Here is a 25179-nt window from a genome sequence, read left to right as displayed (position 1 = left end):
GAGCGCGATCGAAACAGATCAGTTCACGAGTGAGGTGAGCGACTTCGGAAGCTGCCTGCGCGTTCGGTACGGTCCGACCACCGCTGCCCCGAACGGGCGCGACAACAACTCTCGCGCCACCCGATGGGTGTCGGCAACCGTCACCCGGTCGATCTTGCGCAACGTCTGATCGACGGACATCTGTTTGCCGTAGTTGATCTCGCCGCGTCCGTTGCGGTGCATCCGGGACTGCGAATCCTCGAGACCGAGCACCATTGCGCCCCGCAATGACCCTTTGGCCCGCGCGAGTTCTTCGTCGGTGATCCCGTCTGCCGCGACCTGGGTCAAGATGTCGTCGATGACGGTCACCACCTCGGACAGGTGGTCGGGTGAGCAGCCGGCGTACACCGAGAAGGCCCCGATGTCGGCGAACGAGTCCACCGAGGAGTAGACCGAATACGCGAGTCCGCGAGACTCCCTGACCTCCTGGAACAGCCGCGAACTCAAGCCCCCGCCCAGGGCGGTGTTGAGTACCGAGAGCGCCCATCGGTCAGGATTGCCCCGGCCGGGTCCGCGGACACCGAGGAGCAGGTGCGCCTGCTCGGTGTCCCGGTACGAGACCTCGAGGGCAGGCCTGCCACCGATCGCTTTGGCACCCACCCGAATCGGCGCCGGTGGCACCTTCCCCGAAAGATGACCGGCGAATGTGGTCCGGACCGCAGCGAGTACCGATGCGTGGTCGACGTTGCCCGCGACCGAGAGCACCATCTTGTCCGGCGTGTACCGGCGCTGGTGGAACGAGCGGATCTGAGCCCTGGACATGCCCGTGACCGACTCGACCGAACCGATCACCGGCCTGCCGATGGGGTGGTCGCCGTACATCGCAGTCATGAACAGGTCGGCCAGCAGATCTTCCGGGTCGTCGTCGCGCATCGAGATCTCTTCGAGCACCACTGCCCGCTCGATGTCCACGTCCTCCGAGCGACACTGCCCGCGCAGCACCACGTCGCCCACGATGTCGATGGCGGTCGCGAGGTGCTCGTCGAGCACGTGCGCGTAGTAGCAGGTCTGTTCTTTACCGGTGAAAGCGTTCAGTTCGCCGCCGATGGCGTCGATCTGTTCCGCTGTACCCGCCGCCGACCGGGTGGGCGTCGACTTGAACAGCAGATGTTCGAGGAAGTGTGCGGCACCCGCGACGGACGGCTTCTCATCACGCGAGCCGACTGCGACCCACAACCCGACGGACGCCGAGCGCACCCCTGGGAGGTACTCGGTGACCACACGCAGCCCACCGGGCAGTACGGATCTCCGTACTGCCCGGTGGGTGTCCGACGACGCAGAGCGCTGCGCCGCCGTCAAACCAGCTGTGTTACTCAGGCTTTCGCCTCGGTAGCGTCGGCGTCAGCAGGCGCCGCGGCGTCTGCGTCATCCTCGACCGGGACGAGGCTGATCTTGCCGCGATCGTCGATGTCTGCGATCTCGACGCGGAGCTTCTCGCCGACGTTGACGACGTCCTCGACCTTGCCGATTCGCTTGCCCTTGCCCAGCTTCGAGATGTGGACGAGTCCGTCGCGGCCCGGGAGCAGCGAGACAAAGGCGCCGAACGTGGTTGTCTTGACGACGGTTCCGAGGAACCGTTCGCCGACCTTCGGCAACTGCGGGTTGGCGATGGCGTTGATCATGTCGATCGCGGCCTGGGCAGACGGACCATCGGTGGCACCGACGAACACGGTGCCGTCGTCCTCGATCGAAATGTTCGCACCGGTCTGCTCGGTGATCGAATTGATCATCTTGCCCTTGGGCCCGATGACCTCGCCGATCTTGTCGACCGGGACCTTGACGGTCGTCACGCGAGGTGCGTACTTGCTCATCTCGTCGGGCTCGTCGATGGCCTCGGCCATGACCTCGAGGATCGTGATCCTGGCGTCCTTGGCCTGCGAGAGCGCCGAGGCGAGCACCGGCGACGGGATTCCGTCGAGCTTGGTGTCGAGCTGCAGCGCGGTCACGAAGTCCTTGGTCCCTGCGACCTTGAAGTCCATGTCGCCGAAGGCGTCCTCGGCACCCAGGATGTCCGTGAGCGCCACGTACCGGGTCTGGCCGTCGATCTCATCGGAGACCAGCCCCATCGCGATACCGGCGACGGGCGCCCTGAGTGGCACACCTGCGTTCAGCAGCGACATCGTCGACGCGCAGACCGAACCCATCGAGGTAGAGCCGTTCGAGCTCAGCGCCTCGGACACCTGACGGATCGCGTACGGGAACTCTTCCACGCTCGGCAGCACAGGCATCAGAGCGCGCTCGGCGAGTGCGCCGTGCCCGATCTCGCGACGCTTCGGCGAACCGACGCGACCGGTCTCACCGGTCGAATACGGCGGGAAGTTGTAGTGGTGCATGTAGCGCTTGCTGGTCTCGGGTCCGAGCGAGTCGATCTGCTGGGCCATCTTGACCATGTCGAGGGTGGTGACGCCCATGATCTGGGTCTCGCCACGCTCGAACAGCGAGCTGCCGTGGGCACGCGGGATCACGGCGACCTCGGCGGACAGCGAGCGGATATCTGTGACACCGCGGCCGTCGATCCGGAAGTGATCGGTGAGGATCCGCTTGCGCACGAGCTTCTTGGTCAGCGAGCGGTACGCCCCGCCGATCTCCTTCTCGCGTCCCTCGAACTGGTCGCCGAGCTGAGCAAGGATCTCGGCCTTGAGCTCGTCGGTCTTGTCGTCGCGATCCTTCTTGCCCGGGATGGTCAAGATCTCGGAGAGCTTGGCTGCACCCGCGGTCTCGACCGCGGCGAAGACGTCATCACCGTACGGCGGGAACAGCGGGAAGTCACCGGTCGGCTTCGAGGCCTCGGCGGCAAGTTTCTGCTGTGCCTCACAGAGGCGCGCGATGAACGGCTTGGCGGCCTCGAGGCCCTCGGCCACGATCGCCTCGGTCGGCGCCTGGGCGCCGCCTGCGATGAGCTCGATCACGTTGTCGGTGGCCTCGGCCTCGACCATCATGATCGCGACGTCGGCGGTGTCGCCTTCGCCGGAGACGATGCGCCCCGCGACGACCATGTCGAAGACAGCGCCTTCGAGCTGTTCGACGGTCGGGAACGCGACCCACTGGCCGGCCTTGTTCTCTTCGGTCGGAATCAGTGCGACGCGGACGCCACCGACCGGGCCCGAGAACGGGAGTCCGGCGATCTGGGTGGACGCCGAGGCGGCGTTGATGGCCACCACGTCATACAGGTCCTTGGGATCGAGGCTCAGGATCGTGACGACGACCTGGATCTCGTTACGCAGGCCGTCGACGAAGGACGGGCGCAACGGCCGGTCGATCAGACGGCAGGTGAGGATCGCATCGGTGGAGGGACGGCCTTCGCGGCGGAAGAACGATCCCGGGATGCGGCCCGCGGCGTACATCCGCTCTTCGACGTCCACGGTCAGTGGGAAGAAGTCGAAGTGGTCTTTCGGATGCTTGCCGGCACTGGTGGCCGAGAGCAGCATGGTCTCTTCGTCCAGATAGGCGACGACCGCACCTGCGGCCTGCTGCGCGAGACGTCCGGTCTCGAAGCGGATGGTGCGGGTTCCGAAGCTGCCGTTGTCGATGATGGCAGTTGCTTCGGTGATCTCGTCGTCGTACTCCACAGCGTCTGTGGTGGTGGTGACGTCGGTCATGTGTTGGGGTTTCCTCTCGTCGTACGACAGGTCCGACCTGCGTACGGTCTGTGACTCGCGGGCAAACACACGCGAGTAGGCCCTGAGCGAGGGAGGACATCTGTCGGCGCCGAGGGTGACGGCCATCGATCGAAGCTGCCGGACGCCGATCTGCGTTCCGGGAGCCACTACCGAAGACCGCTCACCAGTGCGGGCGCACGGACGAACATTCTCCTTGCACAAAAGCCACGCCGAGGGTATCACTCGATACCCTCGGCGCTGTCAATCTTCACTTCTTAAGCCCGACCGAGCGGGCCATGCTTCAGTTCTTGAGCCCGACCCAGCGGGCCGTGCTCCAGTTCTTGAGCCCGCCGCGGCGGGCCCGACCGCAGCTATCGGCGCAGGCCGAGGCGCTCGATCAGCGTGCGGTAACGCTGCACGTCGACCTTGGCCACGTACTTGAGCAACCGGCGGCGCTTGCCGACGAGCAGCAGCAGTCCACGACGGCTGTGGTGGTCGTGCTTGTGCTTCTTGAGGTGCTCGGTGAGATCGACGATGCGCTTGGTCAGCATCGCGACCTGAGCTTCAGGAGATCCGGTGTCGGTCTCGTGCAGGCCGTATTCGGCCAGGATGGTCTTCTTCTCTTCAACGGTCAGTGCCACAAAAACTCCTGGTGATGATGATCGCGTACGTATGTGTGAGAGAACCGGGCGATATTTGCCCACCACCGAAGTTCTCCAGGTGCGGCCACCGCGAACCGCAGCGCACACCAACGGGCAACAATACAGCCGCACCGACCATGCGGCCAAATCGCCCGGCAACCGACCGCACTGATCGCGAGACAGACTCTAGGGCAACAACTTCCGGATCTCCTCGACATCTGCCGCGATGTGATCGATGAGCACCTGAACCGAATCGTATTTTTCCTGCGCACGGATACGCGCGACAAAATCGACCGCCACGTGCTGGCCGTAGAGGTCGGCCTTCGTGTCGAGGATGAACGCCTCGACGGTCCTCGTCCGCCCCGAGAATGTCGGATTCGTCCCGACGGACACCGCGGCGCGGTAGCTCTCCCCCGGCTCGACCTGGCCGACCACCGGCCCCGGGCCCAGCACGGTGAACCAGGCGGCGTAGACCCCGTCGGCGGGGATCGCCGAATACATCGGCGGCGCGACGTTCGCGGTCGGGAAACCCAGTTCCCGTCCTCGACCGTCCCCGCGCACGACGACACCCTCGACACGGTGTGGCCGACCCAGCGCTTCTGTTGCCGCTGCGACGTCTCCGGCGTCCACGCAGGATCGGATGTAGGTGGACGAGAAGGTCACAGCGTGTTCAGCGAGCAGCGAAACCGCCTGGACCCCGAACCCGAACTTTTCGCCGAGAGTCCGCAGGACCCCGACGTCCCCGGCGGCCTTCTTACCGAAGGTGAAGTTGTCGCCGACGACCACCTCTTGCGCATGTAGGCGCTCCACCAGCACCTCGTGAGCGAAATCTTTCGGACTCTGCGCCGCCAGTACCGCGGTGAAAGGCATGACGCAGAAGACATCGATACCCAGCTCCTCGGCCAATTCGGCCCGCCGGGTCAAGGTGGAGAGCTGCGGTGGGTGGGTGCCCGGACGCACCACTTCCGCAGGGTGTGGATCGAACGTCATCAGGACTGCCGGGACCCCGCGCTCGGTCGCCGCCTTCGTGGCCGTCGTGATCAGTTGGGCGTGGCCCCGGTGAACGCCGTCGAAAACGCCGATCGTGACCACGCATCTGCCCCAGTCCGCGGGTATATCGTCTAGCCCTCGCCAACGCAACACACCGGTAAGCCTACGACCCCACCCTGGCGGCCGCGACACTGCCGCACCGGAGCATTACCCGGGCCGCGCCCATCATCGTTGCCGGCCCGTTTCTCAGCGCGCCCAATCCCCACTCCTGAGCGCCCGAGCCCTAAGCTCGAAGGGTGCCGCCATCAGACGCCCCCTCGGACGCCGGGAAGGGAACAGACGCTTCCTCGCCAACAGTCGACACCGCCGACTTGAAGGCACTGGCCGAACTGTCCTCGGTGACCCAGGATTACCTGAAGGTGATCTGGACCGGACAAGAATGGAAGCCGGAGAAGATCACCACCAAGATGCTCGCCGAGAGGCTCGGAGTGTCACCGTCGACGGCTTCGGAGGCCATCCGTAAGCTCGCCGACCAGGATCTTGTCGTTCACGAGCGTTATGGGTCCATCACGCTGACCGAGACGGGCCGGATGGCCGCGGTCCTCATGGTTCGCAGGCACCGTCTGCTCGAGACGTTTCTCGTCCGGGAACTCGGCTACGGGTGGGACGAGGTGCACGACGAGGCGGAGGTGCTCGAACACGCCGTCTCCGACCGTTTCCTGTCGAGGCTGGACGCGAAACTCGACCACCCGACCCGCGATCCCCACGGCGATCCCATTCCGGCTCTGGACGGTTCCGTACCCTCCCCGCAGGCAAAGGTGCTCGCCGATCTCGATGCCGGCGTCAGCGGCACCGTCGCGCGGATCGCGGACTCGGACCCGGAGATGCTGCGGTACTTCGACTCGGTCGGCATCGCGCTCGACCGCACGATCGTGGTCCGTGAACGGCGACCGTTCGCGGGCACGATCGAGATCTGTATCGACGGCGGAACCCCGATCGACCTGGGCGACATCGCGGCTCAGGCCATCTGGCTGGTGCCCGCCTGATCGCGCCGGCGATCACTGACGCAGCGTCGCCGGCCGCACCACCATCACCGAACTCGCCCGCCTGCCCTTCTCCTGGAGCAGTGCGATCGTGTGACCGTCCGGATCGATGGCGGCATACGTCCCTGCCATCCCGATCGGTTCGAGCCAGCGACCCTGGCTGATCGATTCCGCCTCGTCCGCACTGATGTTGCGATGGGAGAATGCGAACTGCGCGGCGTCGTCGATGCCGAGACTCACCGCCGGATCGTCGGCCAGCTCGGTGAGAGTTCGGGCCTCGGCCAGCGTGAACGGCCCGACCCTGGTGCGCCGCAACGCGATCAGATGTCCGCCCACGCCGAGCGCCGCACCCAGATCGCGGGCAAGAGACCGGATGTAGGTTCCTGCCGAGCAGTCCACCTCGACCTCTACATCGGTGAAGACGCCTCCGGCGCCCGGGATATCGGTGAAAACACCCTCGGTACCGGCCTCCCACGGCGTCACCGTGGTCGCGCCGACCTCGAACCGGGACACCGTGACCGGCCGGGCCTTCAGTTCGAAGTCCGCGCCGTCCCGGGCGAGCGCGTGGGCCCGTTTGCCGTCGACTTTGATAGCACTGACCCGCGCCGGGACCTGACTGATGTTCCCGGTCAGAGCTTGAACCTCTGCCGCAATGCGGGCCGGATCCAGGGTTGCGGTGTCCGTACGGGTGAGAATGGCTCCCTCGGCATCGTCGGTGTCGGTGTCTGCACCGAGGCGGATCGTCGCCACGTAGGCCTTTGTCGTCAGGGACAACAACCCGAGCATCTTGGTGGCGCGTTCGACCCCTAGGACCAGTACACCGGTCGCCATGGGGTCGAGGGTCCCCGCATGCCCGACCTTCCTCGTCTTCAGCAGCTTTCGGCACGAGGCAACGACGTCGTGACTGGTGACACCCTGCTCCTTGTCGATGATCAGCAGGCCCGCGCCGTCGAGTCCCGACCGCGGCGCGGTCATAGTGCGATCACGGCGATGACCAGCCCCGAGTCGATCAGCCACCGACCGTCGAAGCCGAGCAGCGGGTCTCCGCCGTCGACAGTGGTGCCGTCGACGAGTAGTTCGGTGCGGAAGGTGCCCGCGAATTCGTCGGTCCGCTCGAAGGTGATGTGTGCATCCTCGAAACCCAGCCAGCGCTTGGTCAGCGGGAACCACGCCTTGTAGGTCGCCTCCTTGGCGCAGAACAGCAACCGGTCCCAATGCAGATCGTCGCCGCGGGCGGCGAGGACCTGTCGTTCGGGTTCGACGCTGACGTGCTCGAGCACCCCTTCGGGCAACGGGCCGTGCGGTTCCGCATCCATACCGAGCGAACGCACCTGCATCGTGTAGCCCGCTATGGCGGCACGGTAACCGTCGCAGTGGGTGAGGCTCCCGACCACCTGCCGCGGCCAGAGCGGCTCTCCCCTCTCGCCACGCATGATGGGCACCGGATCGATACCCAACTGACCCAGGGCCTCTCGTGCACAGTTCCGAGTGGTGACGAACTCCTTGCGGCGCTTGTCCACCGCTCTGGCGATGAGACCGGCCTCGGCTGCGAGCGGCGCGACATCGGGCATCTCACCGAAGGATTCGGCCACTGCGACCCCGTTGGGCAACAGCTTCTCGATCATGGCGTCCCGTCTCGCTTCTGTTCCCGCTCCGCGCGGCGGGCTCTCGTGTCCTCGCGCTTCTTTGCCAGTTTCTGGGCGAACTCCTCGGCGCGTTCTTTGTAATCGGCCGGCAACTCGAACCGCGCACCGTGCTCCGGAAGATGTTCGGGACGGAGTCCGTCGTCCGGCGCGATCTTGCGGAGCAACGGGTCGGGTAGACCGCGACGGCTCCATTCGCGCGGGTAGCCCACCGACACCTCCTCGAACCGGATGTCGTCGTACCAGGTGGTCCGCGGGATGTGCAGGTGCCCGTAGACGCAGCACGAGGCGTTGTAGCGCTGATGCCAGTCGTGGGTGAGTTCACTGCCGCACCACAGGGCGAACTCGGGATACATCAGCGTGTCCGTAGGTTCCCGGCGCAGCGGCCAGTGGTTGATCAGCACCTTGGGCTCGGCTGGGTCGAGCTGGTCCAGCCGCTTACGAGTCTGCTCGATCCGGGCGCGGCTCCACGCGTCGCGGGTCTGGAACGGCTCCGGCGACAACAAGAACTCGTCGGTCGCAACCACGTTGTTCTCTCGGGCAACTGCGAGGGCCTGCAGCTTGTTGGCGGTCCCTTTTGGCCGAAAGGTGTAGTCGTACAACAGGAACATGGGCACCACCCGAACCGGCTGCGAGCCGTCGCCGGCATCGAACAACGGGTAGATGTCCTCCGGCGTGACCACACCTAGGTCGCGACACATCTGCACGAGATAGTCGTAGCGCGCGACGCCGAAGATCTGCATCGGATCCTTGGCGGTGGTGTAGAGCTCATGGTTGCCCGGCGTCCAGATCACGGTGTGGAAGCGCGCCTTGAGGCGGCGCAAGGTGTCCGAGATGTCGTCGGTCCGCTCGCTCACGTCACCGGCGACGATCAGCCAGTCACCCTCGTCCGACGGGTGGATGCGATCGATGACCGACTCGTTGCCGCGGTGCGCGACATGCAGGTCACTGACCGCCCACAATGTCGCCATAGCGCGTCGATCCCTTCCGCTGATCCCCGATTCATTGCACGTACAGTTCCCCTGTGCATTTGTACCGGAGGCGTCAAACCGGACCATCGGCGCGGCGACCGCAGAGCCGAGTTGCGCGGGTCAGTCGACCTTCTCCACACGTACCGAGGGGTCGACACCGTGCTCGCCGAGCCATTGGATCCACCAGCTCACGTTGACGGCGCTGGGTTCGCCCATGTCCGCGGCCTCGGTCCAGCGCCGGTGAGCGCCCGAGGCGATCGCCACACCCCAGTCCTCCGCGCTCGACTCCAGCAGCCGACGATCACCACGAAACCGCCAGATCACCGCCTTGGGGAATCGCCGGAACTTCTGCCCGCCACGACTGATCACGTTCATGAAGCGATAGGCCAGGGTGAGCGAATTGTGCACGATCAGGGGCGCGGACCTCTGCCCCTTGGCAAGCCGTCCGGAATCGACGACCAGTCCGCACTGCTGTGCCTCGGCAACCATCCAGTTGAGCACGAGATCCGAGAGCGCACTTTCCTGGTACCCGCCGCCGACATCGGTGTGTACGCCTTCGAACCACACCTGCTTCACATCGGTCAGCGTGTTCTCGGGCGTTCCATCTTCCCCGCGCACCTGCTGCCAGATGCAGGGCGAGAAGGTTCGGCGTTGTTCGTCGATGGCGAGCGCCTGCCGCGCACACTTGACCCGTGGGTTGAGGGTTACGTCGTGGAACCTGTACTTCTGGCGCGACAGGCCGGGAACTCCGAGCGCACCGACGGTGTCGAAGACCCCGAGGAAACGAATCTCGACGTCCTCGTCGGAGTAGCACGACGCGGCGAAGTCGCTCTTGGCACGACGGAAGTCCTCCGAAGGTTCTTCGTCAGCGCGCGGACGGCCACGGTAGAGGGAGATCGCGGACCGCAGCTTGTTGTCGGCGAGCCCGTCCGGCGTCAGCAATCCGATGGCCTTCGTCATGCCTACCAGCGAGCGCGCCGTGTACGCACCCCGGCTGAATCCGAAGACGAACACCGCGTCGCCCGGTTCGTAGTTCAGTGCGAGGAACCGGTAGGCGCTGACGATGGCCGAATCCAGCCCGATGCCGAATGCGCCACCCAGGATGCGTTCTGCTGCAGTGGCTCCCGTACCCACCCCGCTCGTGTAGAAGACGATCTGCATCGTCCCGCCGACCGGTGTCGTCTCGATGGCGCGGGCGATCTTCTCGATGTTCGAGACGTATTGGTCGTCAGCGCGCTTCCACGTTCCGTCGCAGCAGATGATGAGATTCTTCATACCTGGCCCCGCCCTCTCGGTATTACCGACCCCGGCCGGACAGCAGGGTCGCCAGATCTGCTCGGTCGGTGAGATCGAGCTTGGTGCAGGCCCGGTAGATGTGGCCCTCGACAGTGCGTACCGACACGGTCAGTCGCTCGGCGATGGACTTGTTCGACAGGCCCGCCGCCACCAGGGTGGCGATTTCCCGTTCCCTGGCTGTCAGTGGCAGCGGGTTGGCCGCGGCGACCATCGCGGGCGTGCGCAGGCCCCCGCACGCCGCCGACAACCGGTTGGCCCGCGCCGACGAGGTGGCGAGCGCGGCCCGCCGGCCCGCACCGCTGTGCGCGCTGGCGGCCTGGGCCGAGGCATCGGCCGCCGACGCCATGGCCCCCAAGTCCTCGAACTCGGTCGCACTGCGATCCAGATCGAAGCCCTCGCCGGTGGCCACCGCGTCGGCGTGCCGCGCGTACGCACCCACGAGGACACCGTCGATTCGCCCCGCCAGTTCGTTCAGTCGACCGGCGACGGCGGGGTCCCCGAAGCGGGCCGCAGCGTGCAGCGCTTCGGCCTCCACGGCGAATTGGCCCGCCGCCGAGGCACTGTCTGCGGCGCGGCGGGCGAGCAACATCGCTTCTCCCGTGACCCCCTGTGACGCGGCGACCCAGGCAGCCGCAGTTGTCAATTGCGGATCGAACACGGCCACATAGCGTCCGGTGCGCCCGCGGGCGTCGGCGAGCACCCGCTGTGCGGCATCGGCTTTGCCGAGGGCGGCGTACGACTGGACGAGGCCGATCTGGGCTGGAAATCCCCACGCAGCACCTGCCGTGGTGTCCAGGGCCGCAAGACTCTGCTCATACCGGGCGGCGGACTCGCGAAGCCTGCCACGCGCGAGGTCCACGGTGCCCATCACGATGTTCGCCAGCGCCCAGCCGAGGAACTGCCCGGCGGTGGAGAACGCGAGATAGCGTCCGGCGCGTTGTTCCGCGACATCGAAACCACCGATCAGCGTCAGCCCCAGTATTTCTCCGAAACCGGTCGGGAAGCGGAGCAGTCCGTCGGTCTTCGACTCGACGGCCTGGCCACGCTCGGCGAGCGCAGCGACCTCGTCGCCTCGACCGGAGAGGGCACGCGCCAGGCCTCCTCCGAAGCATGCCCACTCCAGTGCCCACGGACTGGCACTCGGCGAGTCCAGGACCACCTGCGCGCGGCGCAGCGCCTCCTCCAGTCTGCCTTCGAACAGCGCACACGCCGACGACATGCCTTCGACCACCAACTCCAGGGCGGGGTGATCGACGCGCGAGGACACGAGTTCGAGAACCTCGTCGGCGCGATCGCTGTCCCCCATCGACCAGAAGAGGTTGCCGACGCGGGTCAGGCCCCACTGCACCAACTGGAGCTGGTCCAGGCCCGCCGGATCGAATGCGGTCAGCACGGCGTCGGAGTCCTCCGGCCGGCCCTGCCACAACAACGCCCTGGCCAGAAGATCGGCTGCGGCGAGTCCCCCACCACCGGCGAGGGCCGCCTCCGCGAAGCGCTCACCCAGAGGCAGGTTTGCCAGGGCGATCGCGTCGTGGGCAGCTGTGCGGAACAGTTCGACGTCGAGACTCTGATCGCTGTCGAGTGACAGCTCCGCCAGCCGGATACGTTCTGAAGCGGTGGTGACACCGCCTGCGAGTAGCGCGGTGACCAACCGGCCGCGCAGGCGTCTCGCCGAGGCGGTTCCGAGTCGCCGACGGATCACGTCGCCGAACAGTGGGTGCGTGTAGTGGACGTCGAAGTGCTGTCCGTCCCTGGCGACCCGGATGAGGCCGCGGGCCTCCGCATCGTCGACCGCGGCTTCCCCGACAAGGTCGCACAGCACGTCGAGATCGAGCGGTTCGCAGAACGTGAGCAACTTGAGCACCGCGAGGGCGTCGTCGTCGAGCTGCTCGATGCGACCCTCGAGGAGTGAGGCCAATTCGGAGGTGACTGCCGCACGGCCCCGCAGCTGCCATACCCCGCGCACCTGACGCAGCGCACCGGATTCGAGCGCCCCCTCGACCAGATGATGCAGGTACAGGGCGTTCCCGCTGGAGGCGTCCCAGATCACGTCGGCGCTCAAACCCTCGAGCCGGCCCCCGAGGACGGATTCGATGAGTTCGACGCTCTGGGTTTTGGTGAAGGGCGACAGCACGATCCGGACGAGGTGGCGATCTTTCCACAACGATGTCACCGCATCGGGTACGGTCTCGCCGCTGCGAACGGTGGCGATGATGCGTACGGCCCGGTCGATGGCGAGCTGATGGAGCAGGGTGGCGGAGAGTTCGTCGAGCAGGTGCGCGTCGTCGACGCCGATCACCGTGTCTCCCCCGGAGAGAAGCGACTCGCGCGCCGCCGACATGAACGTCACCGGGTCGGTGGCGGTGGTCGGCCCGACCAGGTGCGCAAACGCGCCCAGCGGGATGCTCCGCGCCGACTCGGTTCCGGCGACCCACCGGACCTGCCCGGGCATCGATCCGGTCGCGTACCGGGCCAGGGTTGTCTTGCCCACGCCAGGGTCGCCGGTGAGTACCACTCCGAGATCGGCCGTCTCGGAATCGAGAGCCGCCTGGATCGTCTTGAACTCCAGCTCGCGCTCGATCAACGGCCATGTGCGTGCCACGCGTTGATTCTAGGCTGCCCGCGCAAGCCGAGTGAGGTGGATAACTTTAGTTATCCTCACGAAATCCATTGCGGTCCAATGACAGACGCCGCCAAGGCTTCGCCTCGGTGTCAAAGACCCTGCGCCGCAGCCTCATTCCGCACCGGATTGGCGACCGTCGTCCATTTCTCGCTGCGGATCCGCCAGGAGACCGTGATCAGTCGCAACACCATGAACAGGATCAACCCGCTCCAGATCCCTGCCAGACCCCAGTCGAAGAGCAGAGAGCACCAGATCATGGGCAGAAACCCGACGAGGGCGCTGACCAGGGTCGCAGTGCGCAGGAACGCCGCGTCGGCGCTGCCGAGCAACACCCCGTCCAACGCGAAGACGATTCCGGCGATCGGCAGCATCGCGACGAAAAACCACCACGGAGTAGCGACCGCCCGGAGGACCTCGGCGTCGCCGGTGAAGACCTTCGGGATCACGACATAGCCCGCTGCGAAGATTGCAGCCAGCCCGATCGAGACACTCAGCGACCACACCGTGACACGCTTGGTCACCCGCCACGCCGCCGGAACGGCCCCGGCACCCAGCGCGGCGCCGACCAGAGCCTGGGCCGCGATCGCGAACGAATCCAGCAGCAGCGCCACGAAGTTCCAGAGCTGGAGTACCAGCTGGTGCGAGGCCACGGCAGCGACACCGAATCGGCTCGCGACCGCAGCTGCGGAGAGAAAACAGATCTGAAAGGACAGGCTGCGGACGATGAGGTCACGGCCCAGCACCAGCTGGCCCCGGATGATCGGCCACTGCGGGCGCGAACCGCCGGCAGCCGGGTACTGCGCGCTGTCGCGCCACACCCTCACGGCGAACAGTATTCCCGCGATGCTCTGGCCCACCACGTTCGAAATCGCGCTGCCTTCGAGTCCCAGCATGGGTGCGCCGAGCAGGCCGTGCACGAGAACTGGACACAACACCGCCGAGACACCCAGGCCGACCACGACGTAGATAATCGGCCGCCGGGTGTCCTGGACCCCACGCATCCACCCGTTGCCCGCCATCGAGAGCAAGATCAGCGGCACACCCCACACGGCGATGCGCAACCACGTGGTGGTCTCTGCTGCCACCTCTCCGCCGCCGGTGAGCGCGGCGAGGATCCACGGGGCGCACACACCCACGACCACCACGATCACAGCGCCCACACCGAGCGCGATCCAGCTCGCCTGAACGCCCTCGGCGACGGCCCCCGCCCTGTCGCCCCTGCCGAACTTCTGGGCCGACCGCGCGGTGGTCCCGTATGACAGGAAGGTCAGCTGCGTGCTCACCACCGACAGCACCAGCACACCGACTCCCAGTGCAGCGAGATCGAGGCCACCGAGCCGACCGACCACGGCCAGATCGAGCATCAGATAAAGGGGTTCGGCCACCAGCACCACGAGAGCTGACAGCGAAAACCGCAAGATCCTGCGGCTGGTCGGGTTGTAATCGTCGCGGTCCTCGGCGGCTGTCGAGGCCGGGTTCGGCGAAGCGCTCACACCGAGCGCAGCAGCTGGCCGACCACCTCGTCGGCAGAGCCGGAGGCGCTGTACCCACAGGCCAGCCGATGGCCGCCGCCGCCGTGGGCGCGCGCGATCGGGACGAGATCGACCTCGGATTTGGCTCTCATCGAGACGGTCCAATCGCCGGGACCGGCCTCCTTGAACACCACCGCGACCTCGGCCTCTGCGGTGGTACGGACGATGTCGACCACGCTTTCGCTCTCTTCCCAGCCCAGCGCCTGAGTGGACCCGTGATCAACGACCGCGTACACCAGGCCCCGGCCACCGAACGCCTCCTCGACCAGAACTGCGGAGTCGAGTGCAGCGGACACCATGGACAGCCAGGCGAAGCGATGGGTGTCGAGCAGGTGGCGTGTCCACGTCCGGCCGTCGACGCCGAGTTCGAGGAGCCGGGCCGCGATCCGATGCGATTTCGGTTGCGCCCATTTGAACGAACCGGTGTCGGTGACGACTCCGGCGTACAGGCACGTCGCAACACCCACGTCGAGTGGCACGTCCAGCGCGTCGATGATGGCCAATGCCAGTTCGGCGGTGCAATCGGCGCCGGGATCGACGAGATTGACGGTGCCGAAACCGGCATTCGAGGCATGGTGGTCGACGACAATGGATTCTGTTGCCGATTCGAGCACGCTGGCCAAGGCCTCGAGCCTGTGGATACTTGCACAGTCGACGGCGACGACGACGGGATATCCGACGACGTCCTCGGGCTCGATGAGCAGGTCGGCGCCCGGGAGTTCGGCCAGCGCGGCCGGCAACCGGGTGGGACCGGGGAAACTGACCTCGACCACCGTGCCTCGGCTTCGCAGCGCCCCCGCGATGGCGAGGCCACTGCCGATCGTGTCGGCGTCAGGGCGGGTATGACAGAGCACCGTGACGTGATCGGCCGAAGCCAGCACGTCCACGACAGAACGCAACGCAAGGGACGCGGTGATCTCTGTGGTGTTCACCGCTCGCCAGTGTCCTCTGCGGGGTCCTCGGCCTCATCGGCCGCCCGCGGTTCGCGATACGGGTCCGGGTCACCGGCCGGCGCGGCGTCTCGTGCGAGCCGGGCGACTTCTTCGTCCTGCAATCGCGCACGTTCGAGAAGCTCTTCCATGTCGCGAGCGGTGTCCGGCACCTTGTCGAGCACGAATGACAATGTCGGGGTGAACCGAACCCCGGTGCCGGCGCCCACCTTGGAACGCAGGATCCCAGTGGCCTTCGCGAGACCCGCCGCAGCCGAGGCGTAGTCCGGTTCGACGTTCAGCGACGGACCCATGACCGTGTAGAACACCGTCGCGTCGTGCAGGTCGCCCGTCACCTTGGCGTCGGTGACCGTGACATAGGCCAGTCGCGGGTCTTTGATCTCCTTGGCGATGGCCGAGGCGACGATCGAAGAGATCCGCTTCGCCATCCGCTGTGCCCGGGCGGGATCTGCCATCTCCAGCTCACTCTCCTTGTTCGAGACGTCCGACCGCGTCGAGACGTCCCACCCTTGTTCCAGACGTTCGACGTGCCGGCTCGATCACCGATCTTCGTCGCTACTGCAACTCTAATCTTCGTCGCTGCCGACAGTTCTAATCATCGTCGCCACCACCGCGCACGAGACGACGGACGGACAGCACTTCGATCTCGGGGCGGCCAGCGACCAACGCCTCACCGGCATCGAGGATCTCACCGAGACGCCTGGTGTCACCCGCGACCGCCGCGATACCGATCCGGGCGCGTCGGTGCAGATCGTGGTCGTCGACCTCCGCAACGGACACCCGCAGACGCGCCAGTGCTGCGACGATGGGTCGCACCACTGAGCGCTTCTGCTTGAGAGAGCGGATGTCGCCGAGTAGCAGGTCGATTTCCAACGAACCGACGAACATCACGCCCTACCGGCCCGGGTCAGTCCCGTGCCTTCTCGCGCAACTCGTACGTCTCGATGACGTCATCGACCTTGATGTCGTTGTACGTGATGGTCAGACCACATTCGTAACCGTCGCGAACCTCGGTGGCGTCGTCCTTCTCCCGCTTGAGCGAGGTGATGGTGAGGTTCTCGGCGACCACGACGTTGTCCCGGAGCAACCGTGCCTTCGCGTTACGACGCATGATGCCCGAGGTGACGAGGCAACCGGCGATGTTACCGACCTTGGACGAGCGGAAGATCGCGCGGATGTCCGCCCGGCCCAGCTCGACCTCTTCGTAGATCGGCTTGAGCATGCCCTTGAGCGCGCTCTGGATCTCGTCGATGGCCTGGTAGATGACCGAGTAGTACCGAATGTCGACACCCTCGCGGTTCGCGAGTTCAGTTGCCTTACCCTCGGCCCGCACGTTGAACCCGATGATGATCGCGTTCGATGCGGATGCCAGGTTGACGTTGGTCTCGGTGACGCCACCGACACCACGATCGATGACCCGCAACTGCACCTCGTCGTCGATCTCGATGCCGAGCAGTGCCTCTTCCAAGGCCTCCACGGTTCCCGAGTTGTCACCCTTAAGGATCAGGTTCAGCTGCGAAGTCTCCTTCAGTGCCGAATCCAGATCTTCCAAACTGATCCGCTTGCGACTGCGTGCGGCCAGTGCGTTGCGCTTACGCGCATTACGCCGGTCGGCGATCTGCCGGGCGATACGGTCTTCGTCGACGACCAGCAGGTTGTCGCCGGCACCGGGCACCGAAGTGAAACCGATGACCTGGACCGGACGCGACGGCAGCGCCGCCGTGACGTCCGCGCCGTGCTCGTCGACCATGCGGCGCACACGTCCGTACGCGTCGCCCGCCACGATCGAGTCGCCGACCTTGAGGGTTCCGCGCTGCACGAGCACGGTTGCCACGGGTCCACGACCACGGTCGAGGTGCGCCTCGATGGCGACACCCTGGGCGTCCATGTCCGGGTTGGCGCGTAGGTCGAGCGAGGCATCCGCAGTCAACAGCACCGCTTCGAGCAAGGCGTCGATATTGGTGCCCTGCTTGGCGGAGATGTCGACGAACATGGTCTCGCCGCCGAAGTCCTCGGCGACCAGACCGTACTCGGTCAGCTGAGCGCGGATCTTCTGCGGATCTGCGCCTTCCTTGTCGATCTTGTTGACCGCCACGACGATCGGCACGTCGGCCGCTTGTGCGTGGTTGATCGCCTCGACCGTCTGCGGCATCACACCGTCATCGGCCGCGACCACGAGGATCGCGATGTCCGTCGCCTTGGCACCACGGGCACGCATCGCGGTGAACGCCTCATGACCAGGGGTGTCGATGAAGGTGACGAGTCGCTCGTTGCCGTCCAATTCGGTCAGGACCTGGTAGGCACCGATGTGCTGGGTGATGCCTCCGGCCTCACCCTCACGAACCTTCTCGTTACGGATGGTGTCGAGCAGTCGGGTCTTACCGTGGTCGACGTGACCCATGACGGTCACCACCGGCGGACGCTGTTCGAGATCTTCCTCGCCACCGGCGTCTTCGCCATAGGTGAGGTCGAACGAGTCGAGCAGTTCGCGATCTTCGTCTTCCGGGCTGACGACCTGGACGACATAGTTCATCTCGCCGCCGAGCAGCTCCAACGTCTCGTCGTTGACCGACTCCGTCGCGGTGACCATCTCGCCGAGGTTGAACAACGCCTGGACCAGCGAGGCCGGGTTGGCGTCGATCTTGTCGGCGAAATCCGACAGCGAAGCTCCACGGGCAAGGCGAATGGTCTCGCCGTTGCCGCGGGGCAGCCTTACGCCACCGACTGCAGGGGCCTGCATGCTCTCGTACTCGGCGCGCTTTGCACGCTTCGACTTGCGACCGCGACGAATTGCTCCGCCCGGGCGACCGAACGCACCCGCGGCACCGCCGCGACCACGGTTACCGCCGCCGGGACGGCCACGGAATCCACCGGGAGGACCACCGGGTGCACCGGTCGGCGCACCTGCGCCACCGCCACCACCGGGACCGCCGCGGTATCCACCGCCACCGCCACCGCCGGGTCCACCACGCGCTCCGCCGGGTCCACCACGCGCTCCGCCGGGTCCGCCACGTGCGCCGCCCGGTCCACCGGGTCCGCTGGGACGAGCCGAGCGAGCAGGCATCGCACCGGGATTCGGGCGGGGAGGCATGCTGCCGGGGCTGGGGCGAGGACCGCCCTGGCCCGGAGCCGGCCGACCGCCACCTGTTGCACCACCGGGTGCCGGACGTGCTCCGCCACCTGGACGGGGCCCACCGGTTCCGGGTGCCGGACGAGACGCGGGACGCTCCACCGGAGCGGCCGTCGAATAAGGGTTGTTTCCGACCTTCGGCTTGCGAGGACCTGGCTTGGGGCCAGGGCCCGCACCCGGAGCCGGACGACTGGCCGGGGCCGGTGTCGCGGAGGCCGCGGGGGCCTGCGGAGCAGCGGGCGCAGGTGCCTGCGGAGCAGGCGCTGCCGGCGCCGACGGACGTGCCGCGGGGCTGGGAGCCGCCGGAGCAGGCGACGATTGTGCTGCGGGCGCCGCCGGTGCCGCCGGAGCGGGCTTCGGCGCGCCGGGCTTCGCACCTGGAGTCGGCGCATTCGGAGTCGGTGCACCTGGGGTGCGCCCACCGGGGGTCTGGGCACCGGGCGTCTGGGCGCCAGGGAGCTGGGCGCCAGGGGTCTGGGCACCGTTCGATGCCGGCGCGGGCTTTGCCGTCGGGCGGGAGCCGCCCGGTTTGGCGCCTGATGGTTTTCCTGCCGGGGCGTTGCCGCCCGGGGACCCGCCGTCTGCGGCGGGAGCGTCCTTCCCGGGGAAGGACTGACGAAGTCGACGGGCCACGGGGGCCTCTACGGTCGACGACGCGGATTTGACGAACTCACCCTGCTCACTGAGGCGCGCGAGAACTTCTTTACTCGTCACACCTAGTTCTTTGGCCAATTCGTGCACGCGGGCCTTGCCTGCCACTGCTCTCCTCACTTGGAGGTCGAGCGGCATTGCCCGCTACGACCTCGGTTTACGTCCGAAACTCGCTCATCGCAAGAACTTCACGGTGTGCTCATGTCTTCTGCTACCTGTTCCTCAGTGGCCGGCTTGTGCCGGCCTCTCTGTGTGGCTACTGATTCGATCTCTCGCTTCAGTAGATCGGCGTCGACGGTCAACCCGCCGATCCGAAATGCCCTGGCGAAGGCCTTCCGCTGCACCGCATATCCCAAACATTCAGGATCTGGATGTAGCCAGGCGCCACGCCCTGACATGGTCTTTCGGTGGTCGATCACCACCACCGGTTGGCTCTCGCCCGTGTCTGCCACCAGCCGAACGAGTTCGGCGGCCGGGCGACACTGACGACATCCGATGCAGGTACGCATCGGAGGTTTCTCGCGGTGGAGCGAAGGATCACTGTGGACCATCGACGAGTCTACCGTCCGCAGCACGTCTGATGCCAATGAGACCCACCGATGACCATGTATCTCAGCTCGCACCCGCGTCCGACGTGGCACTGTCGGCGTCGCTCTGGGCGTCGCTGCGGATGTCGATACGCCATCCGGTCAGCCTCGCTGCGAGGCGCGCGTTCTGCCCTTCCTTACCGATGGCCAGGGACAACTGGTAGTCGGGCACCACGACTCGGGCGGCCTTGGCGGCCAGATCGACCACCGTCACCGAGACGACCTTGGACGGCGACAACGCGTTGCCGACGAAGACGGCCGGGTCGGTGTCGTAGTCGATGATGTCGATCTTCTCGTCGCCGAGCTCACGCATCACGTTGCGGACCCGCTGCCCCATCGGACCGATGCAGGCGCCCTTGGCGTTGAGACCGGAGACGCCGGTGTGGACCGCGATCTTCGAACGGTGTCCGGCCTCGCGGGCCACCGCGACGATCTCGACGGAGCCGTCCTCGATCTCGGGAACCTCCAGGGAGAACAGTTTGCGCACGAGGTTGGGATGGGTACGCGAGAGCGTGATCTGCAGGCCACGCTGACCCCGGGTCACCCCCACCACGTAGCACTTGATGCGTTCGCCGTGGACGTACTTCTCGCCGGGTACCTGTTCGGCGGGAGGCAGCACACCCTCCTGGCCGGTCGCCTCGCTCCCGATACGAACGACAACCAGGCCGCGTGCGTTCGCCCTGGCGTCCTGCTGGACGACACCGCCGACGATCTCACCCTCGTGGGTCGAGAACTCGCCGAAGTTCTTGTCGTGCTCCGCATCCCGCAAGCGCTGCAAGATGACCTGCCGTGCTGTGGTGGCGGCGATCCGGCCGAATCCTTCTGGGGTGTCATCCCATTCAGAGATCGTGTTGCCGTCCTCATCGCGTTCTTGGGCCATCACCCGCACCGAACCGGACTTGCGGTCGACGTCGATGTAGGCGTGCTGGGCGAATCCGTCCGTGTGCCGGTACGCCGTCAAGAGCGCCGATTGGATGGTCTCGATCACCGTGTCGATCGAGATGCCCTTCTCCGCCTCGATCATCCGAAGAGCAGCAATGTCGATATTCATTTGTTCCCTTTCCGTCTTGCCTCGATCTGTTCGGCATCGAGGCCGCACATCTGTAATTCGGCCGCACCGGGCTCACTGAAGTCGACCTGGACGTGGGCGACGCGCACCGTCTCGAGTGGCACCGTCTGCGTCGAGAGGCCCTTCCCGGACTTGGTGACCAGCGTGAGTGTGGTCTCGGTGTCGTCCAGCGGCCCGACACGTCCCGACAACCGCTGCGCGGGTTCGGTGGCCAGGTCGATGACCACCTTGCGTCCCGCCGCCCTGCGCCAGTGCCGCGGGGCGGTCAGCGGTCGATCGACCCCGGGCGAGGTGACCTCGAGGGTGTACGTGGGCAGTGCGGCGACAACGTCGTGTCCGGAGGTGTCGTCGTCGCCGGAGTCGCCGTCGAGCACCTCGGAGAGCGACCGGCTCAGAGCGGCGAGTTCGTCGAGACCGGCACCACCGTCGCGATCGACCATGAGGGTGATCACGTTTTCCTGACCGGAAGAGACGACGGTCAGCTCCTCGACATCGAATCCCTTGCCGGTCACGACCGGTTCGAGTAGCTCGCTGATGCGGTCGCGGTCGATTGCCCCAGGCATTCGGCGTTCCCTCCGTGTGCAGTTGTCGGTGTAGCGGGACCGGTGCGCCCGGTGTTCGACTCCCGGCGCCCGCGGTCGCAGGTGCACTCAGCTTAACGCCCCGGCGGGGGTGCTTTCGCCCATCGCGGCCGACGGGTCTCGCCGACCGTGCCCGCGGGCAGTGGGTCCCACGCTCGACCCGGACTGCTGGCACTATGTGTCCCTGTGACGGTCAGTGGCCTCGTGGAGGCAGCAGAAAGTGGGTTTCGACCCTCGCGCCGCTCGTTCGTGCGTTCGGCCGCCGCGTTGTCGGTGGGAGCGCTCGCGGTGACGGCGGTCGGGGCCTGCGGCTCCGGTTCCGGCGTGAGCGCCGAGCAACAGCTCGCCGACCGATTGCTCCCCCAGGTCGCCGCCGCGCAGGCCGACGCCGCGGCGGCCAACGCCGCCATCGCCACCAATCCCGATCGCGCCGCCGCCCTCGGCGTGGTCGCCACAGAACGCACCGAGCATGCCCGGGTACTCACCGAGGAGATCACCCGCCTCGACGCCGGCCGAGCTCGGACCGCTTCGAGTTCGGTGGCGCCCAGCTCCGTGGCGCCCACACCGCCGAGCCTCGACCAGTTGCGCACTCAGCTGTCGGCCTCGGCAAGATCTGCCGGTGACCTCGCCGTCGAGCTCGACGGCTACGTGGCAGGCTTGCTGGGATCGATCAGTGCGGGCGTCACCACCGCGGTGGCGGTGCAGCTCGCATGAGCCAGACCACCGACGCGTTGACCGTCGCCTTGGCCGCCGAGAACGCCGCCATCTTCGCCTACGGGGTGGTGGCCGCATATGCCGCCTCGTCGCGATCTCAGACCATTGCCGAGTACACAGCCGAACACCGTTCCCGGCGTGAGGAATTGGTCGCAGCGCTGACCGCGGCGCAGGCGGAGGTGCCCGCAGCGGCAGCGGGGTACGACCTCAGCGCCCCGATCACGGATCCGGCGTCGGCCTTGACCGTGGCACTGACCGCCGAAGAAGACTGCGCAGTCGCCTACCGAGCACTCATCGAACAAGCCGAGGACGTCGGTGCCCGCAGGCTGGGCCTCGACGGCTTGACCGACTCTGCGGGCCGCGCAGCCAATTGGCGCCTGGTACTGCGCATCTCGCCCGTCACCGTCGCCCTGCCTGGTTCCGCCTGACTCACAAACCCACGAGAAGCAGGCAATCCCAGGTGTTGTATAACACCTGGGCTTGCCTGAAACCAATGGTTTTGGAAGGGTTTCAGCGGTTCGCGACGATGGTGTCCACCGCGGCATCGGAGGCGACTTCGGTTGCCTCGCCGGTGAAGCGATCGCGAATCTCGACGGTCCCGTTCGCCCATCCGCGGCCGACCACGACCACCACCGGCATACCGAGCAGTTCAGCGTCCTTGAACTTGACTCCGGGCGAGGCCTTACGGTCATCGATGAGCACCGAGAACCCGGCGGCGTCCAGGTCGGCGGCCAGTGATCGGGCACCGCTCCAGGCACCCTCGTCCTTGTTTGCGATCACCAGGTGGACGTCGAACGGCGCCACCTCTTTCGGCCAGCGCAAACCCTTCTCGTCGTGATGCTGCTCGGCGATGACCGCCACCATCCGTGACACCCCGACACCGTAGGAACCCTGGATGAGCCGGACCGGTTTGCCGTTCTCGCCCAGCACACCGACGTCGAATGCGTCGGTGTATTTGGTGCCCAGTTGGAAGATGTGGCCGATCTCGATACCGCGGGCGGTCACCAGGGTCCCGATACCGTCGGGCGAGGGATCACCGTCGCGGACCTCGGCCGCCTCGATGGTGCCGTCCGGCACGAAGTCGCGTCCCGCCACCAGGTCCACGACGTGTTCGCCGGGCGCGTTGGCTCCGGTGATCCACGCGGTGCCGTCGACGATCCGCGGGTCGACCAGGTACCGAACACCGTTGTGCTGCAGTCCCTTCGGACCTATGTAACCCCGGATCAGAAAGCTGTGCTTCGCGAAGTCGGCGTCGGTGATGAGCTCGACGGCGGCGGGTTCGACGGCCGCCTCGAGGCGCTTGAAGTCGACCTCACGGTCACCGGGGACACCGATCGCCAGCAGCTCTTCCTTTCCGTCGGGACTGCGCAGCTTGACGACCACGTTCTTGAGGGTGTCCGCGGCGGTGAATCCACGGTCCGGGAAGGTCTCCTGGGCCCACGCGACGAGGGTGTCGATGGTCGGGGTGTCGCCCGTGTCGTACACGGCCGCCGCGGGGAGACCCTCGATGGGCAGGGCAGGCGGTGCGGGTGTGATGACGGCCTCCACGTTGGCGGCATAGCCCGACTCCGGGCTACGCACGTAGGTGTCCTCCCCGACCTCGCTCTCGGCCAGGAACTCTTCGGACGCACTGCCACCCATGGCACCAGACGTTGCGGCGACGATCACATACTTGACCTGCAACCGGCGGAAGATCTCCTGGTACGCCTCGCGGTGGGCGTCGTATGACGCCTTGGAGCCATCGATGTCGAGATCGAAGGAGTAGGAGTCCTTCATGATGAACTCGCGGCCGCGCAAGATGCCTGCCCGGGGCCGCTCCTCGTCCCGGTACTTGGTCTGGATCTGATACAGGGTCACCGGGAGATCCTTGTATGAGGAGTACTCACCCTTGACCAACTGCGCGAACAGCTCTTCGTGGGTGGGCCCGAGCAACATGTCCGCGCCCTTGCGGTCCTTGAGCCGGAACAGGGCATCGCCGTACTCCGTCCACCGGCCGGTGACCTCGTACGGTTCGCGGGGCAGGAGTGCGGGCAGCGAGATCTCCTGGCCACCGATGTTGTTCATCTCCTCGCGCACCACATCTTCCACACGGCGCAGCACTTTCAGGCCCAGCGGCAGCCAGCTGTAGACACCTGGTGCGACACGACGCACGTATCCCGCCCGGACCAGCAGCTTGTGGCTGGGTACCTCGGCGTCCGCGGGGTCATCGCGCAGGGTGCGCAGGAACAGGGTCGACATGCGTGTGATCACGTGTGCCACCTTAACGGGGCCGGAGCACCTGTCTCCGCAGTGGCGGGCGCAGACGCCGACACCGTGGTCACCCAGATAAAGTGCGACTGTGTTGATCGTGCTGCCTCCCTCGGAGACCAAGGCCACCGGCGGCCGTGGCGCCGCCCTCGACCTCGACCAGTTGTCACTGCCCTCCCTCACCCCGATCCGGCGAAAGCTGGCCGACGCTCTCGTCACCCTTGCCGGCGATCCGGCCGCGAGTCAGCAGGCGCTCGGTCTGGGGGTGTCCCAAGTCGCAGAGATCGAACGCAATGCGCAGCTGTGGTCGTCTCCGACCCGCCCCGCGATCGAGCGTTACACCGGGGTGCTGTTCGACGCCCTCGACCACCCGTCGCTGAGCAGGGCGTCGAAGACCAAGGCGGCCGAGCGATTGGCCGTGGGCTCGGCGTTGTTCGGGGTCGTACGCGCCACCGATCCGATCCCCGCCTACCGGTTGTCCTCCGGGTCGAAACTGCCGGGGATGGGCACGCTCGCGTCGATGTGGAAACCGGCGCTCACCGAAGCTCTGACGGATCTCGGCGACGACGTTGTCATCGACCTCCGCTCCGGCGGCTACCAGCAGCTCGGACCCGTACCCGGCGCCATCACCGTCACAGTGCTGACCGAGGGGCCTTCGGGGTCACGAACCGTGGTGAGCCACTTCAACAAGCATCACAAGGGCGTGCTCGCACGTTCACTCGTCAGCTCACGTCGGCAGATCCGGGACGTGAACTCGCTCGCCGCCGTCGCGACGGCAGGCGGCCAGCGCGCCGAGGTCGCCTCGGATCGGGAACTGATCATCCTCACGGACTGACCATCGCCGGAAGTGGGTTGTTCTGGCGAAGAAAACCG

22 protein-coding genes are annotated in these 25179 nt (G+C 66.5%); 4 read left to right on the top strand and 18 right to left on the bottom strand.

What is annotated here, in order from left to right; translation table 11 throughout:
* Nucleotides 1-18: 18 nt before the first annotated feature.
* The 4 genes from BFL43_RS26470 to BFL43_RS26455 all read right to left on the bottom strand — a co-directional run bounded on the left by BFL43_RS26470 (nucleotide 19) and on the right by BFL43_RS26455 (nucleotide 5422).
* Nucleotides 19-1338: a pitrilysin family protein gene (locus tag BFL43_RS26470; RefSeq protein WP_240498509.1), complete on the bottom strand. Its 1320-nt coding sequence runs from the start codon at nucleotides 1336-1338 to the stop codon at nucleotides 19-21.
* 14 nt (nucleotides 1339-1352) lie between these two features.
* Nucleotides 1353-3638 (bottom strand): polyribonucleotide nucleotidyltransferase, encoded by a 2286-nt coding sequence (locus tag BFL43_RS26465; protein WP_084896833.1) that lies wholly within the window; start codon nucleotides 3636-3638, stop codon nucleotides 1353-1355.
* 371 nt (nucleotides 3639-4009) lie between these two features.
* A complete protein-coding gene (gene rpsO, locus BFL43_RS26460; protein ID WP_084838559.1) occupies nucleotides 4010-4279 on the bottom strand; it encodes a 30S ribosomal protein S15 in 270 nt (89 codons plus the stop codon).
* A 186-nt stretch (nucleotides 4280-4465) separates the two neighbouring features.
* Nucleotides 4466-5422, bottom strand: a complete 957-nt coding sequence (locus BFL43_RS26455) for a bifunctional riboflavin kinase/FAD synthetase (RefSeq protein ID WP_084896285.1) — start codon at nucleotides 5420-5422, stop codon at nucleotides 4466-4468.
* A gap of 227 nt (nucleotides 5423-5649) precedes the next feature.
* Here BFL43_RS26455 and BFL43_RS26450 point away from each other — a divergent pair, with 227 nt between their 5' ends.
* Nucleotides 5650-6315, top strand: a complete 666-nt coding sequence (locus tag BFL43_RS26450) for a metal-dependent transcriptional regulator (protein WP_084838702.1) — start codon at nucleotides 5650-5652, stop codon at nucleotides 6313-6315.
* A gap of 12 nt (nucleotides 6316-6327) precedes the next feature.
* Here BFL43_RS26450 and truB read toward each other — a convergent pair whose 3' ends face one another.
* The 13 genes from truB to rimP form a co-directional block, all read right to left on the bottom strand.
* Nucleotides 6328-7287 carry a tRNA pseudouridine(55) synthase TruB gene (truB, locus tag BFL43_RS26445; protein WP_084896283.1) on the bottom strand — a complete coding sequence of 320 codons (960 nt, stop codon included), beginning with the start codon at nucleotides 7285-7287 and terminating at the stop codon, nucleotides 6328-6330.
* The gene (locus BFL43_RS26440; RefSeq protein ID WP_084896281.1) at nucleotides 7284-7937 is read right to left on the bottom strand and encodes a 4'-phosphopantetheinyl transferase superfamily protein; all 654 of its coding nucleotides are present in this window, start codon (nucleotides 7935-7937) and stop codon (nucleotides 7284-7286) included. Before BFL43_RS26440 ends, truB begins: the two co-directional genes overlap by 4 nt.
* Nucleotides 7934-8926 (bottom strand): metallophosphoesterase, encoded by a 993-nt coding sequence (locus tag BFL43_RS26435; RefSeq protein ID WP_084896279.1) that lies wholly within the window; start codon nucleotides 8924-8926, stop codon nucleotides 7934-7936. Before BFL43_RS26435 ends, BFL43_RS26440 begins: the two co-directional genes overlap by 4 nt.
* A 120-nt stretch (nucleotides 8927-9046) precedes the next feature.
* Nucleotides 9047-10201, bottom strand: coding sequence for a DUF2235 domain-containing protein (locus BFL43_RS26430; protein WP_084896277.1), 1155 nt, complete (start codon nucleotides 10199-10201; stop codon nucleotides 9047-9049).
* 22 nt (nucleotides 10202-10223) lie between these two features.
* Nucleotides 10224-12824 (bottom strand): LuxR C-terminal-related transcriptional regulator, encoded by a 2601-nt coding sequence (locus BFL43_RS29660; RefSeq protein WP_084896275.1) that lies wholly within the window; start codon nucleotides 12822-12824, stop codon nucleotides 10224-10226.
* A 110-nt stretch (nucleotides 12825-12934) separates the two neighbouring features.
* Nucleotides 12935-14266 (bottom strand): MATE family efflux transporter, encoded by a 1332-nt coding sequence (locus BFL43_RS26420; protein ID WP_206186766.1) that lies wholly within the window; start codon nucleotides 14264-14266, stop codon nucleotides 12935-12937.
* Between the two features lie 68 nt (nucleotides 14267-14334).
* Entirely contained in the window at nucleotides 14335-15309 is a 975-nt protein-coding gene (locus BFL43_RS28730; RefSeq protein WP_143695572.1) for a bifunctional oligoribonuclease/PAP phosphatase NrnA, read from the bottom strand.
* The gene (gene rbfA / locus BFL43_RS26410) at nucleotides 15306-15782 is read right to left on the bottom strand and encodes a 30S ribosome-binding factor RbfA (RefSeq protein ID WP_084838568.1); all 477 of its coding nucleotides are present in this window, start codon (nucleotides 15780-15782) and stop codon (nucleotides 15306-15308) included. The genes BFL43_RS28730 and rbfA overlap by 4 nt, the downstream gene beginning before the upstream one ends.
* 136 nt (nucleotides 15783-15918) lie before the next feature.
* A complete protein-coding gene (locus tag BFL43_RS26405; RefSeq protein WP_084896271.1) occupies nucleotides 15919-16215 on the bottom strand; it encodes a DUF503 domain-containing protein in 297 nt (98 codons plus the stop codon).
* A 19-nt stretch (nucleotides 16216-16234) separates the two neighbouring features.
* Nucleotides 16235-19216, bottom strand: a complete 2982-nt coding sequence (infB, locus tag BFL43_RS26400; protein ID WP_084896270.1) for a translation initiation factor IF-2 — start codon at nucleotides 19214-19216, stop codon at nucleotides 16235-16237.
* Between the two features lie 80 nt (nucleotides 19217-19296).
* Nucleotides 19297-19617 (bottom strand): YlxR family protein, encoded by a 321-nt coding sequence (locus BFL43_RS26395; RefSeq protein WP_240498508.1) that lies wholly within the window; start codon nucleotides 19615-19617, stop codon nucleotides 19297-19299.
* Nucleotides 19618-19720: 103 nt separating this feature from the next.
* Nucleotides 19721-20746: a transcription termination factor NusA gene (nusA, locus tag BFL43_RS26390; RefSeq protein WP_084838572.1), complete on the bottom strand. Its 1026-nt coding sequence runs from the start codon at nucleotides 20744-20746 to the stop codon at nucleotides 19721-19723.
* Nucleotides 20743-21327 carry a ribosome maturation factor RimP gene (gene rimP / locus BFL43_RS26385; protein ID WP_084896268.1) on the bottom strand — a complete coding sequence of 195 codons (585 nt, stop codon included), beginning with the start codon at nucleotides 21325-21327 and terminating at the stop codon, nucleotides 20743-20745. The genes nusA and rimP overlap by 4 nt, the downstream gene beginning before the upstream one ends.
* 204 nt (nucleotides 21328-21531) lie before the next feature.
* Between rimP and BFL43_RS26380 the strand changes: the two genes are divergently transcribed.
* Together BFL43_RS26380 and BFL43_RS26375 are read left to right on the top strand one after the other, a co-directional pair.
* On the top strand, nucleotides 21532-22059 hold the full coding sequence (locus BFL43_RS26380) for a hypothetical protein (protein WP_240498507.1): 528 nt from the start codon (nucleotides 21532-21534) through the stop codon (nucleotides 22057-22059).
* Nucleotides 22056-22487 (top strand): ferritin-like domain-containing protein, encoded by a 432-nt coding sequence (locus BFL43_RS26375; protein WP_084896266.1) that lies wholly within the window; start codon nucleotides 22056-22058, stop codon nucleotides 22485-22487. Before BFL43_RS26380 ends, BFL43_RS26375 begins: the two co-directional genes overlap by 4 nt.
* Before the next feature lie 82 nt (nucleotides 22488-22569).
* Here BFL43_RS26375 and BFL43_RS26370 read toward each other — a convergent pair whose 3' ends face one another.
* Nucleotides 22570-24309: a proline--tRNA ligase gene (locus BFL43_RS26370; protein WP_206186760.1), complete on the bottom strand. Its 1740-nt coding sequence runs from the start codon at nucleotides 24307-24309 to the stop codon at nucleotides 22570-22572.
* 88 nt (nucleotides 24310-24397) lie between these two features.
* On the opposite strand from BFL43_RS26370, the gene yaaA reads away from it, so the two are divergent.
* Nucleotides 24398-25141: a peroxide stress protein YaaA gene (gene yaaA, locus BFL43_RS26365; RefSeq protein ID WP_084896262.1), complete on the top strand. Its 744-nt coding sequence runs from the start codon at nucleotides 24398-24400 to the stop codon at nucleotides 25139-25141.
* The last annotated feature ends 38 nt before the right edge of the window (nucleotides 25142-25179 follow it).

It is taken from the genome of Williamsia sp. 1135, assembly GCF_002095395.1.
Lineage (GTDB): Bacteria > Actinomycetota > Actinomycetes > Mycobacteriales > Mycobacteriaceae > Williamsia.
This window is presented reverse-complemented; position numbering and strand designations above follow the sequence as displayed.

What these genes read in the sequence shown, in the direction of transcription:
- BFL43_RS26465 (WP_084896833.1), bottom strand. Translation starts at nt 3,638, where the DNA reads ATGACCGACGTCACCACCACCACAGACGCTGTGGAGTACGACGACGAG.
- truB (WP_084896283.1), bottom strand. Translation starts at nt 7,287, where the DNA reads ATGACCGCGCCGCGGTCGGGACTCGACGGCGCGGGCCTGCTGATCATC.
- BFL43_RS26440 (WP_084896281.1), bottom strand. Translation starts at nt 7,937, where the DNA reads ATGATCGAGAAGCTGTTGCCCAACGGGGTCGCAGTGGCCGAATCCTTC.
- BFL43_RS26435 (WP_084896279.1), bottom strand. Translation starts at nt 8,926, where the DNA reads ATGGCGACATTGTGGGCGGTCAGTGACCTGCATGTCGCGCACCGCGGC.
- BFL43_RS26430 (WP_084896277.1), bottom strand. Translation starts at nt 10,201, where the DNA reads ATGAAGAATCTCATCATCTGCTGCGACGGAACGTGGAAGCGCGCTGAC.
- rbfA (WP_084838568.1), bottom strand. Translation starts at nt 15,782, where the DNA reads ATGGCAGATCCCGCCCGGGCACAGCGGATGGCGAAGCGGATCTCTTCG.
- BFL43_RS26405 (WP_084896271.1), bottom strand. Translation starts at nt 16,215, where the DNA reads ATGTTCGTCGGTTCGTTGGAAATCGACCTGCTACTCGGCGACATCCGC.
- BFL43_RS26395 (WP_240498508.1), bottom strand. Translation starts at nt 19,617, where the DNA reads ATGCGTACCTGCATCGGATGTCGTCAGTGTCGCCCGGCCGCCGAACTC.
- nusA (WP_084838572.1), bottom strand. Translation starts at nt 20,746, where the DNA reads ATGAATATCGACATTGCTGCTCTTCGGATGATCGAGGCGGAGAAGGGC.
- rimP (WP_084896268.1), bottom strand. Translation starts at nt 21,327, where the DNA reads ATGCCTGGGGCAATCGACCGCGACCGCATCAGCGAGCTACTCGAACCG.
- BFL43_RS26375 (WP_084896266.1), top strand. Translation starts at nt 22,056, where the DNA reads ATGAGCCAGACCACCGACGCGTTGACCGTCGCCTTGGCCGCCGAGAAC.